The organism is Kordiimonas lacus (genome assembly GCF_001550055.1).
Classification (GTDB): Bacteria; Pseudomonadota; Alphaproteobacteria; order Sphingomonadales; family Kordiimonadaceae; genus Kordiimonas; species Kordiimonas lacus.
Genome location: NZ_LRUA01000010.1, coordinates 703640 through 716247 on the forward strand (window position 1 = coordinate 703640; position 12608 = coordinate 716247).

Consider the following 12608-nt stretch of genomic DNA (forward strand, 5'->3'; position numbering starts at 1 on the left):
TTATCTCCCGATCATGCTTTGAAACGCTTTGATGCTGCGCGTCAGGGTTTCCATTGGTGCCGGGCTGTTGTCGCGCTCGATAAAGAAGTGCTTTACCCCCGCTTTCCTGAGTGGGGCATAGAGGCCCCCAAAATCGATCGAACCATCGCCGACGTCCACAATGCTGCCGTCTGCGCCATAGTCTTTGACATGCACGCAAGGGAAGCGGCCGGGATGCGCCTGGACAAGGGGGAGTGGCTCAACACCCGCGACCCTGGTCCAGTAGAGGTCCAGTTCGAACTTCACCAGATTGCGGTCCGTGTTGTTCAGGAAAATATCATAGCCGCGCAGGCCGTTGTGATTTTTAAATTCAAATTCATGGTTATGGAACCCAAGCTGGATACCAGCGGATTTGGCAATCTCACCGTTCTTGTTCAACAGTTCGGCGATGGCGTAATAGCGCTGAACTGTCCGGTCCTCAGGTGGCAGCCAGGACAGGAACAGATTCTTGTGTCCGAGCACTGTGGCTGCCTCAACGGCAGCCTCGAAATTCTCCTTGAACACTTGGTGCGAGACATGTGCGGACGGGGCGGTCAGGCCGCTTTCGGCCAGCCAGCCCTTGATGTCGGCATAAGACTGATCAAAGTATCCGGCGAACTCCACTTCCTGGTATCCGAGCGCACCAATCTGCGCCAGTGTTCCGGCCACATCCTTGGCCATCAGGTCCCGGACGGTATAAAGCTGCACGCCGATGGGCTGTGCGCTGGCGTTGGCCGCGCCACACGCCGACAAAAGCGTTGGGACTGCGAGAGCTGTGCCCGTAAGGGCGGCGGCACGCAGAAAGGACCGCCGGGTGATCGGACGTTGTGTCATTAGAGGGCTCCTGCTTTCATCTGTTCATCGGCGAACGCGGCAGCGCGTGCCGACAAGGCCATGAATGTCAGGGACGGGTTCTGGCACGCCGATGATGTCATGCTGGCGCCGTCCGTTACAAAAAGGTTGCTCACATTGTGGCACTGGTTGTGACGGTTCAGATAGCTGTCGTCCGCCTTGTGGCCCATACGGGCGGTGCCCATTTCATGGATCACGATGCCGGGAAAACTTTCTTCGCTATAGGGCTGAACTTTCGTATAGCCCGCAGCGCGCAGCATTTCTGTCGCGGTATTTCGCATGTCTTCTTTCATGCGCAGTTCATTGGCGCCATATTCACAGCTGATTTCCAGGATGGGCATGCCCCACTGATCAGTCTCGGTGGTGCTCAGAGAGACTGAATTCTCATGCTCGGGCAGCATTTCGCCAAAGCCCTGCAGTGTGAAGGTCCAGGGCCCCGGTTTCTGAACTCGCGCCTTGAGGTCTTTGCCAATCCCTTCTGCGCCGATGGCCGCCCGCCAGCTCAGCCTTTGGGCTTCGCCCTGCATGCCGTAGCCACGCAGGAAGGCATCGGTTTTCTCCGTCACGTTCCGGAATCGGGGAACATAAAGCGACGTAGGCCGCCGCCCGGCGTAATAGACATCTTCGTAGCCGTCCACAACGGCGTTGGCGCCCGCCCCCTTGATATGGTCCATCAGATAATGGCCAAGGGCACTGCCGGTGTTGCCGATCCCGCGCGGGAACTCTGCGCTTTTGGAATTCAAAAGGATTTGCGTTGTCGCCAGCGTGGAGGCGCAGACAAAAACCACCCGGGCAGAGATAAAAACCCGCTCGCCGGTGGTGATGTCGATCATGCGCACGCCGGACGCCCGCTTTGTTTTGGCGTCATACACCACTTCTTGCACCATGGCATTGGGCACCAGCGTCATGTTGCCGGTCCGGTCTGCCGCAGGCAGGGTGGCAGACAGGCTTGAGAAATACCCGCCCCAGGAACAGCCGGCCTGGCATTCATTTCTTGCCTGGCAAGGGCCGCGCCCCAGCTCCAGCTGTTCGTCGGTTGGTTCGGTCAGGTGAGCGGCGCGCCCGATAATGATTTTCCGGCCCGGATAGGCTTTTTCCACCTTGGCCTTGGCATCCAGCTCCACCGGGTTCATGTCGAACGGTTTCTGGAATACGCCATCTGGAAGCTGTGGCAGGCCTTCTTTTGACCCACTGATGCCGGCGAACCGCTCAACATAGTCGTACCAGTCCTTCAGGTCGTCATACCGGATCGGCCAGTCACAGCCGTGGCCGTCCTGCTTGTTGGCCTGAAAGTCCATTTCACTGAAGCGGTAGGAGTGCCGGTGCCACAGGACGGATTTGCCGCCCACACGGGCGCTTCTGATCCAGTCAAACCGCTTGCCGTCCTTTTCCTTGAAAGGATAGTCGCTGTCTTTGATGAAATGGCGTTTGGTATATTCGTTGAACGCGTAGCACAGGCTGCTTTTTTCATAATCGCGTTCGATTTCTTCCTTGGAAACACGGCCTCTGTTCGGCATCTCCCACGGTGCCTTGCCTTCGTTTTCATAACCCGCGCCATGCTCAAGCGGGGCGCCGCGGTCCAGTACGGCGGTTTTATAGCCGCGTTCGCACATTTCCTTGGCCACCCAGCCGCCCGACATACCCGAGCCGACGATAAGAACATCGAAGTCAAAATTGTCTGATGTATTTGTCATGTTGACCACGCTTTCGTCTCACTTGTAACGGGTATGATGGTGTAGCCGCCGGGGACGGGGTCGTAGGCCAGCTCTTCCGCTGCCCCCACTTCCGATGTGTAATAACCAATCAACACCAGCTCCTTGAGCTGTCGGTAAAAGCGGTATTTTTCCGGCAAGTCATGCAGGCTGCTGTCAATGCCTGCGATCAGGTTGGTTTGGGCAGTGATATCCTGCCGCGGGAAATCAGGGTGGGCCTCCAGAAAGCCGTCCAGGCCGTCGACAAAAGCTTGCGCTTCCTCCTTCAACAACCAGTTTGCCATTGCCGTGCGTATGAACGCCGGGACGCCCGCACCGGATGCACCGGGGGTGTCCGTTTCCGGAATGATGATATCGGCCATGATGGTGATGGCCTTCATTTGTGGTTCTGAAAGGGTCGCCTTCCTGAATGCGCCGACACTGCCGCTTCCATGCAGTGCCTTGACGGATGCGGGCAACAAAGCGCCCCCCATCAGTGCTGCGACGCCCACCAGAATTTGTCTTCTGTCAAGCATATGGGGCCTTCCCATTTTTCCCTATGCAACCAAAATGAAACCGGTTACATTCCCTGAAAACTACCATATTACGCTTTCTCGAATTTGCAACAGCTAATTCTAAAGTAAAGTTAAACATGCCGAAAAAAAGGGGATGCACGCAATGAGTATGGACAGAGCCATTGTGGTGATGGGGGTCAGCGGGTGCGGCAAGTCAACGGTTGGTCGCCAGTTGGCGGACCGATTGGGGTTTGTGTTCCAGGACGCGGACGATTTTCACCCAGCGGCCAACGTGCAGAAGATGCGGGACGGTATTGCCCTCACGGACGCGGACCGGGAACCCTGGTTGATGGAGCTGGCCACCTTGCTTGAAGCCGAAGTGGCAGCGCGCGGCGGCGTTGTTCTGGCATGTTCGGCCCTGAAGGACAGCTACCGCCGCATGCTTTCGTCGGGCCGGGTCATTCCCCGGTTCGTTTATCTTGAAGGCACGAAAGAGCTGATCGCTGACCGGATGGCCAGGCGGGCAGGGCACTTTATGCCCGTCGGACTGCTGGATAGCCAGTTTGAAACGCTTGAAGTGCCTAGCGCCGCCATTTGCGTTGACATCGCAAAGCCCGTACCGGCAATTGTGGCCGAGATTGAGGAAAAGCTGTTGGCGCCAGACAGTTAATTCAGACTGTAAATGCTGACTATAGATATTGGCGGAGGAAAGCGCCGCTTTCTGTCAGGGCGCGCTTGCGTTCATCCAGCGAGCTTTCATAATCGCTGTCTTCCACTTCGATACAGAAAGCACCGTTGAAGCCGCTGGCCTTGAGAGCAGCCACATATTCTTTCCAGTCGATATCGCCGCGACCCGGAATGCGCGGATCGTGATATGACAGCGGCACAGCCATGGTGCCAACATCATCCAGTTTTTCCCGGTCGACCTTCACATCCTTGGCGTGGGCATGGAAGAAGCGCTTGTTGAATTCCTTGAGTGGCTTCAGGTGGTCCATCTGCATCCAGATCAGGTGCGATGGGTCATAGTTCAGGCCGAAATAATCGCTGCTAAGGTCTTTGAACATGCGCCGCCAGATTGCCGGGCTGTAAGCCAGGTTTTTCCCTGCGGGCCATTCGTCGTCTGTGAAATACATGGCGCAGTTTTCAATGGCGATGAAAACGCCGCGTTCCTCGGCAAACTGCATCAGTGGCTTCCATACTTCAAGGAAGCGCGACCAGTTGTCTTCAACTGACTTTGTCCAGTCGTTGCCGACAAAAGTGGTCACAAGGTCCAGGCCCATGAGGTGAGACGCCTCGATCACCTTCTTCAGGTGGTTGAGGCTGGTTTCGGCTTCTTCGGCATCTGGGCTCAGGAGATTCGGGTAATAGCCAAGCGCACTGATGCTGACGCCCTTCTTCTCGCAGTAGCCCAGCGCCTTTTCGGCGTCCGCCTTGGTAAAATTGGTGACGTCCAGGTGTGTGACGCCAGCATATTTCCGGTCTGCCTGGCCGACAGGCCAGCACATGATTTCGACGCACTCGAAGCCGTTTTCCGATGCAAAATCGACTACTTCCTCGAAGCTCAGGTCGGCCAAGATGGCACTTTGAAAACCAAATTTCATAAAACTTTCCTACTTTTAACCGACATCAACCCAAGAGCTCTGCTGATGGCTCTTCAGTATCGCTTCGCACAACTGGAGTTCCCTGTGGCCGTCTGAAAAGGTGGGGAAGGGCGGCAGTGCTGCCATGTCCCCGGCTTCGAGATAGTCATAAAAATCGCGGAAACAGTGTTTGAATGTATCCGGATAGCCTTCGGCGTGACCGCCAGGGTAGGACGCGTGGCGCGCAGCAGACGGGCTTAAGCCGCCCGGGTCTTTGACAATTGTCTGGTTCGGCCTGTCCCGGTGGCCAACCCACAGCTCGTCCGGCGCTTCGCTGTTCCATGCGACAGCACCCTGGTCACCCGAGATTTCATACCGAATCGTGTTCTTCCGGCCAGACGCCACCTGCGACACGGTAAAGCTGCCCATCAGGCCGTCATCCATCCTGAACAGGATGTTGGCGCAGTCTTCGGTATCAACGGTGACGGTGCTTTGGTCCTTCGGGTTCTGGCGGGTGGGGTGCACGGTGGCGAGATCGGCGAAAACCTTCTGGATCTTGCGCCCGGAAATCATCTGCACCATGTCCATCCAGTGGGTGCCGATATCGGCGACAACCCGCAGGGCACCACCCTTCGCGCTGTCCACGCGCCAGTTGAAATCGGTTTCGAACTGCAGCCAGTCCTGAATATAGCAGCCATTGATATGGAACAGGCGCCCGATCTTGCCTGACGCGACAAGCTCGCGCGCCTCGAAATTCAGCGCATAATACCGGAGGTTATAGCACACAGCCGCCGCGACACCTGAGGTGCGCGCCGCCGTTACCAGGGCTGCCGTTTCATCGGAATTGAGCGCCAGCGGCTTTTCGCACATCACATGCTTGCCCGCCTCCAGCGCTTTTTTCACCATATCGAAATGCAGGTTGTTGGGCACACAGATGTGAACGACGTCAACGCTTTTGTCTGCAATCAGTTCGTCATAGTCCTGGTAGGCCTTCGGAAGCCCCAGGGCCTGCGCCTCGGCTTCAGCCTTCTGCGCAGAGCTGCAGGCAATACCGGCAACCCGCACGCCCAGCCGCCGCAGCGCCTCGAGGTGCGTGGTGCCCATAAATCCTGAACCGACAATGGCGGCTGAAAATCGATACATGATTGCTTCCCTTTGCCCACCTGGGGCATATCCTTTGTTGAACAGTTTTGTAACCGGTTACATTTTAGCTTGTCAAGTCTATCAAAAATTTCTTAACCTTATTTTTGGGAAGGCGATGGCATGTCGGATGTGCCAAGGTGCCGAAGGAGGAAAATTGTGTCAGCTTCAGTTTATGCGCGCCTGAGCGCGATGATGTTCGTTCAGTTCTTTATTTGGGGCGCCTGGTTTGTCACCCTTGGGACCTATCTGGCGCGAATCGGATTTTCCGGGTCTGATATCGGGTTCGCCTATCTTACCAACAACATCGGCGCGATGGTGGCGCCCTTTTTTGTCGGCATGATCGCCGACCGCTTTTTCCCCTCGCAGAAAATCCTGGGAGTGTTGCATATTGCGGGCGCGGCAGTGCTTTTCACCGTCTCTGACCTTGAAGCCCAGTCGGCCATCATCATCGGACTGGTGCTTTATAATATTTGCTATATGCCGACCTTGGCACTTGTGAATGCAGTTTCCTTTGGGGCCATGGAAGTGCCCGACACCCAGTTCCCGAAGGTACGGGTTTGGGGCACGCTGGGCTGGATTGCTGCGGGTCTTGCGATCAGCTTTGTCTTGTCCGGATTCGTTGAAGGGGTTGAGGCTACGTCCCTGCCGATGAAGCTGGCTGCTGCTGCCTCCCTGGTGCTGGGGCTGTATAGTTTCACGCTGCCAAACACGCCGCCGCAGAATGCCGGTGCCAAGGTGACCGTGAAGGAACTTCTGGGCTTTGACGCGCTGTCGCTCCTCAAGGACCGGTCATTTGCGGTTTTTGCGCTGTGCTCGCTCCTGGTGTCCATTCCGCTCGCCTTCTATTATGCCTTTACCAACCTGTTTCTGAACGAAGCGGGTATGACGTCGGTTGCGGCAACCATGAGCCTTGGTCAGGCGTCTGAAGTGTTGTTCATGGTTCTCATGCCGCTCTTTTTTGTGCGCCTGGGCGTGAAATGGATGCTGCTTGCCGGCATGCTGGCCTGGGTGGCCCGCTACGCTTTCTTTGCCCTTGGGGATTGGGACACAAGTGCCTGGATGCTCTATGCCGGCATTCTGTTGCACGGCATCTGCTATGACTTCTTCTTTGTCACGGGGCAGATTTACGTGGACCGGAAAGCCGATAAATCCATCAGGGCCAGCGCCCAGGGCTTCATTGCCTTGCTGACTTACGGTGTTGGGCTGGCCATTGGGTCGGTGCTGGCGGGGGCAACCGTTGACTATTTCACGGCCGAGGGCGTCAAGGAATGGTCCGCCATTTGGTGGGTGCCTTGCATTTTCGCAGCATTCGTGGCTTTGTTATTTCAACTGCTGTTTCGGGAGGATAACAAACCAAAGGCAGCAGATGAGCTCCCTGCATAGCGGCGCCTTGCTTGGGTTCTCAGTTAGCAGGCAGCATAGATCCGGGGGCGGGCAATGACGAATATTCGGGAAGTGGCGAAGAAAGCCGGCGTGTCAGTGGCGACCGTGTCACGGGCGATGCAAAAGCCCGATGTAGTATCGGAAAAGACGCGCAAGAAGGTCGAAGAAGCCGCCAGGGACGTTGGCTACAAGCCCAATATGATGGCGCAGGTTTTCCGGTCCAAGAAAACCTATTCCATTCTGGTGCTGGTGCCCGATATGTCGAACCCATTCTTCGCCCGGGTGATCAGCGGCATTCAGAAGGCCGCGCGGGCGCGGGGCTATAATGTGGTGCTGGGTAATACCCTGGGCAATATCAAGACAGAGCAGGAACTGGCGCAGCTTCTGCTGACCAGCCAGACGGACGGCATTATCCAGCTGAGCGCACGCTATCCGCTTGATGACCGGGAACGGAAATCGGGCCAGGCCCTGCCCATCGTCAACTGCTGTGAATGCGTTGATGATGGCAGTATGCCGACCATCCAGCTGGATAACAAAGAGGCGGCCAAAGCCATCATCAATTATTTGATTGGTCTGGGGCACCGCCGAATCGGTGTTATCGCCGGGCCGCCCCAGAGCCCGCTGACGCGGGACCGGATGGCGGGCTATAGGGAAGCCCTTGAAAGCCAGGGCCTTGTCTATGACGAGAGCCTGGTTGTTGAGGGGGATTATTCCCTGGAGGCCGGGGAAAAGGGCGCCCGGTTGTTGCTGTCAGGCGATCAGTCCCCGACGGCGCTTTTCTGCTTCAACGATGAAATGGCCTTCGGGGCCATGCGGGGCATAAAACATGCCGGGTATGGCGTCCCTGCCGATGTGTCCGTGGCCGGATTCGATGACCTGCCGTTCTCCAAATATATGGAGCCCGCGCTGACCAGCGTCCGGCAGCCATCGGAAGAATTCGGGCCTGCCGCCGTCAGCCAGTTGTTCAAGATGATTGATGGGCAGGAGATCACCAGACGGAATCAGTTGATGCCGTTCGAGCTGGCGATCCGCGCCAGCACCGGCCCAGCCCCGAAATCCGAATAGAATTTTGTTACATTTTGGCCCGGTCCGAATTGTCATCCTTGATAAATCTATCAATTAAAACCCAATAAAAACATGTGGTTATAATTTTTGTTCAAAAATATCGAACAGATTGAAACTTTTGCTTTGCATAATGTAACCGGTTACATTATGGTTTGTTTAGTACCAAGGCATACACCGCCGTGGAAGGGGGTGTGTGTGGGATGGGGCAAATCGCGTGTTTGTTCAGTGTTAGGGGTGACCGGCTAATGGGGCCAGATTTCCAGCGCGATATTTGCCAAGACTCGTGGGAAAAATATGTACCAATTATGTTGGGAAGTTAGGGAGGGAACGATGACCGACCAATTAAATCACAATTCTCGGAAGTGGCCTGCGGCCTCAAAGCGCACGGTGCAAACACTGCTGGGAAGCACTTCTTTTGCTGCAATGCTTTCAATGGGACTGGCGATGCCTGCCAGCGCCCAGGATTCTGCCGATTCCGAGGAAATGGCGTTTGAGGAAATCGTTGTTACCGGCATCCGCAAATCCTTGCAGGAAAGCATGGATATCAAGCGGGACGCGCGCGGTATCGTGGACGGTATCGTTGCTGAGGATATGGGTAAATTCCCTGACTCAAACCTTGCCGAATCACTTCAGCGTATCACAGGCGTTGCCATCAACAGGCAGGCGGGCGAAGGCTCGCAGGTTACTGTTCGCGGCTTCGGCCCTGGCTTCAACCAGATTACCCTGAACGGCCGGTCCATGCCGTCGGCGGACATTCCGATTGTGGGTGGTTCCGGTGCCGGTCTCCTGGGTCAGGCCAGTGACCGTGCGTTCGACCTTTCCAACCTGGCATCTGAAAGCGTTCGTGCGCTTCAGGTTTACAAGTCCGGTCGCGCCGATATCGCGTCTGGCGGTGTGGGTGCCACAATCAACATCGAGACTCGCAAGCCACTGGAAACCGAAGGTTTCACAGGCACAATCATTGCCAAGGCCGCCCATGATTCTGGTGTGGACATCTATAACGATGTAACGCCGGACCTCACAGGCATGATGAGCTGGAGCAACGAAGGCGGCACTTTCGGCATCAGCCTGTTCGGTGGGTATTCCCGCCGTGACAGCGGTTCCGGCACCTTGAGTGTTGCAGGCTGGGATATCTTCACAGCCGACCAGTTCCTGGACCCGTCAAACGGCATGGTCAACAGCAGCACGCAGGTAAACAACCTGCCGTCTGATGGCAGCCAACTTGTGGCAATTGCCCGTGACAGCCGGTTCCGGGTTACCGACATCACCCGCGAGCGGATCAACGGCCAGGCTGTTGTGCAGTTCAACCCGACCGACCGCATCCGCATGACAGCAGATGTCCTTTATGCGGAAACCGAAGCGGCAGAGCAGCGCGCTGACATCAGCAACTGGTTCAGCCGTCCGTTCTCGCAGGTTACATTTGATGACAACCCAACTGTGGCAACTGCCGAATTTATGGCGGAAACCATTGGCGGTGCGAAAGACTACGCCCTGCAGCAGTCCTATCGTGCAACGAAGGACAAGCTCGAATCCTTTGGTGTAAACATCGAATATGATGCGATGGACAACCTGACGCTGAAACTGGATGCGCACAGCTCCAAAGCCAGCGTTACGCCAAATGCGCGCACGGGTTATGCCGAGACCAACGTTGGTATGGCTATGCCGATTGTTACCGCCCAGTCTCTTGATTTCTCAAGCGGCACGCCGGTGATTGGCATCACGCGTGACGATTCGATCAACAGCAACGGTGACGGCGTCTATGATGTGAACGACATCAGTACGCAAATCGCCAACGACCTGCGTTACATCCACCAGATCAACAAGGTGGACCAGGTTGATTTCCGCGCTGAGTGGGATCTGGATGACAGCATCGCACTGACATTCGGTGCCAATTACCGCGAACAATCCAACGAAACGTCTGAAGCGCTGTATCGCCAGACAATGGGTAACTGGGGTGCGTCCAACCCGGGCGATGTGGAAGACCTGGCGCCAGGTGCTCTCGAGCAGTTTGACCTGTCAGGCCGCTACAATGATTTCCCTGTTCAGGACGGTCTCGTAGGCTTCCGCGGCAATGCGCTGGATATCTGGGAAGCGACAAGCCCGTTCTATGCGGCGCAGGGCAATGCGATTGGCCTTCTGCAAAGCAACTTCGACATTGTTGAAGAGCAGGTGATCTCCGTTTACGCCCAGTTTGATGGCGAGTTTGAACTGGCAGAGCGCCCTGTTCGTATCAGTGCCGGTCTGCGCTATGAGCAGACAGACGTTACGTCCTTCACGCAGTCTGCGCCGACAACGGACATCGTGTGGGAAGGCGATAACGACTTTGCCCGTGTTGCCGGGTCAGCGACAGCCGGTTTCACGCAGGATGCGTCGTATGACAATTTCCTGCCGAACCTGGATATCGCAGTGGACCTGACGGACAATTTCGTTTCCCGCTTCTCCTACAGCAAAACCCTGTCGCGGTCGTCCTATGACAACCTGAACGCCAGTATTTCCGTCAACCAGCCTCCTGGCCCATCGGCCCTTGGCAACCCGTTGACGGGAAGCGCCGGTACGCCAGGCCTGTTGCCACTGGTATCTGAGAACTTCGACCTGTCGTTCGAATGGTACTATGGCGATGATGACTTCATTTCCGTGGGCGCGTTCCACAAGAATGTGAAGAACTTCGTTGGCCAACGCACGGTGGTTGAGGATCTTGGCATCCGCGACGTGACGTCCGGTGCTGCTGGAACACGGTCAGGTCAGGCGCTGGATGCGCTTGGTGCCATGGGCGTGGACGCAACCAACCAGACCCTGTTTGCCATGACAGCGCTGATTGACCAGCTTGGATCCGTTTCTGCAGCGACTACAGAATTCCAGGCGAACTATTCAAACGGCGTTCTGGATAACGACTTCTATGTCGGCCTGGAAACGGACTTTGACGTTGTTGCAGACGGCAATGATCCAAACTGGGATGTGAATGTAACCCGGCCACTGAACATCGAGGAAGCTTCTATCCGCGGCCTTGAAATTGCGGCTCAGCACTTCTTTGGCGATACGGGCTTCGGTGTGGCTGCCAGCTATACGCTGGTGGACGGTGACATCGGGTTCGATGTCGGCGCTGATCCAAGCGATGACCAGTTTGCTCTGGTCGGTCTTTCGGACACCGCAAACGTCACGCTGATCTATGAGAACTATGGCTTCTCGGCACGGCTGGCCTACAACTGGCGGGACGAGTTCCTCTCCAGCGCTAACCGGGGTGATGCGTTCAACAACCCAACCTTCACCGAAGCATTCTCTACCTTCGACCTGAACGTCAGCTACGATGTGACGGAAGATATTGCGGTGTCATTCGAAGCCATCAATATCACCGGTGAAGACAGCCGAGAATATAACCGTGCCACGAACCAGCTTTGGTTCGCACGAGAGAACGCTCCACGTTACTATCTGGGCGTACGCTACAAGTTCTGAGTTTCCCTGTGTTCAGAGTAAGAACCTCTTCTCCCAAAAGCTAAGTAGCGAATGACGGGGCCGTCCCTTTGGGGCGGCCCTGTTTCATTAAGAAACCGGTTACATTATCGTGTGTAAGATTTGCAAGGGGCTGGTCAGCGCGCAGAATTGCAATATGATCGGCAGCAGGCCTGAAGCAATGTAAGGAAGTATCTATGTCAAATGTCGTTTTGCTCGATAACGTTGAACATCATGACCTGAAGGTCAAAATGAACCGTGGCGAGGCATACGGCGACCACGTCAATCAGGCCCTTGTTTTTCCGAATGAATTCCGCGACCTGCAGCGTGAATATCCGATCCTGTTCAGGAAGGACGACGAAGGAAACTTCTGTGCCGTTGCCTTGCTGGGACTGGACCGGGATGAAAATCTTTTCCTGCGCGGGGACCAGTGGGACGGCAACTATATTCCGGCTGTGCTGGCCCGTGGGCCGTTTTCGATTGTGCTGCAGAAAAATCCAGACCAGCCGTCGGCAGACCCTGAAGCCAAGATCCAGATCGACCTGGATAGCCCGGCGGTCAGCAAGGAAGAGGGGCTGCCGATTTTCCTGCCCCAGGGCGGCAACGCCCCCATTCTGGAGCATGCCGTCAATGTGCTTCGGGCCTTGCATGACGGGGTCGCGATATCGAAGGGCTATTTCGCGATGCTGGAGGAGCTGGAGTTGATTGAGCCCATCGCGCTGGAGATCAAAACCAGCGAAACCAAACAATATTCCTTCCCCGGTGTTTATTCCATCAGCCAGGAAAAATTCCAGGCACTGCCCGCAGAGGCGCTGGACCGGCTGCACAAGAACGGTATCCTGGCGTCCTGTTATTGGGTGATGGCATCACTGGACAATATCCGGTCGCTCGTGGACCGGAAGAACAGGGCTTGA

10 protein-coding genes are annotated in these 12608 nt (G+C 56.1%); 5 read left to right on the top strand and 5 right to left on the bottom strand.

Annotated elements, in window-relative coordinates; genetic code table 11:
• Genes KORLAC_RS18215 through KORLAC_RS18225 form a run of 3 tightly spaced genes read right to left on the bottom strand, consistent with a single transcriptional unit; the run spans position 1 to position 3097 of the window.
• Positions 1-852, bottom strand: coding sequence for a sugar phosphate isomerase/epimerase family protein (locus KORLAC_RS18215; protein ID WP_068309198.1), 852 nt, complete (start codon positions 850-852; stop codon positions 1-3).
• Positions 852-2564, bottom strand: coding sequence for a GMC oxidoreductase (locus KORLAC_RS18220; protein ID WP_068309200.1), 1713 nt, complete (start codon positions 2562-2564; stop codon positions 852-854). Before KORLAC_RS18220 ends, KORLAC_RS18215 begins: the two co-directional genes overlap by 1 nt.
• The gene (locus KORLAC_RS18225) at positions 2561-3097 is read right to left on the bottom strand and encodes a gluconate 2-dehydrogenase subunit 3 family protein (RefSeq protein WP_068309201.1); all 537 of its coding nucleotides are present in this window, start codon (positions 3095-3097) and stop codon (positions 2561-2563) included. The genes KORLAC_RS18220 and KORLAC_RS18225 overlap by 4 nt, the downstream gene beginning before the upstream one ends.
• Positions 3098-3239: 142 nt before the next feature.
• Here KORLAC_RS18225 and KORLAC_RS18230 point away from each other — a divergent pair, with 142 nt between their 5' ends.
• Complete coding sequence (locus KORLAC_RS18230; RefSeq protein WP_206595008.1) at positions 3240-3746, top strand: gluconokinase; 507 nt, start codon at positions 3240-3242, stop codon at positions 3744-3746.
• Between the two features lie 19 nt (positions 3747-3765).
• Here KORLAC_RS18230 and KORLAC_RS18235 read toward each other — a convergent pair whose 3' ends face one another.
• Positions 3766-4677, bottom strand: coding sequence for a sugar phosphate isomerase/epimerase family protein (locus KORLAC_RS18235; protein WP_068309205.1), 912 nt, complete (start codon positions 4675-4677; stop codon positions 3766-3768).
• A 15-nt stretch (positions 4678-4692) separates the two neighbouring features.
• Positions 4693-5799, bottom strand: coding sequence for a Gfo/Idh/MocA family protein (locus tag KORLAC_RS18240; RefSeq protein ID WP_068309207.1), 1107 nt, complete (start codon positions 5797-5799; stop codon positions 4693-4695).
• Positions 5800-5955: 156 nt separating this feature from the next.
• Here KORLAC_RS18240 and KORLAC_RS18245 point away from each other — a divergent pair, with 156 nt between their 5' ends.
• The 4 genes from KORLAC_RS18245 (at position 5956) to KORLAC_RS18260 (ending at position 12608) form a co-directional block, all read left to right on the top strand.
• Positions 5956-7182, top strand: coding sequence for a nucleoside permease (locus KORLAC_RS18245; protein ID WP_206595009.1), 1227 nt, complete (start codon positions 5956-5958; stop codon positions 7180-7182).
• 54 nt (positions 7183-7236) lie between these two features.
• Positions 7237-8247 carry a LacI family DNA-binding transcriptional regulator gene (locus KORLAC_RS18250; RefSeq protein WP_068309212.1) on the top strand — a complete coding sequence of 337 codons (1011 nt, stop codon included), beginning with the start codon at positions 7237-7239 and terminating at the stop codon, positions 8245-8247.
• Between the two features lie 330 nt (positions 8248-8577).
• Positions 8578-11697, top strand: a complete 3120-nt coding sequence (locus KORLAC_RS18255; RefSeq protein WP_068309216.1) for a TonB-dependent receptor — start codon at positions 8578-8580, stop codon at positions 11695-11697.
• A gap of 194 nt (positions 11698-11891) precedes the next feature.
• Entirely contained in the window at positions 11892-12608 is a 717-nt protein-coding gene (locus KORLAC_RS18260; RefSeq protein WP_068309218.1) for a SapC family protein, read from the top strand.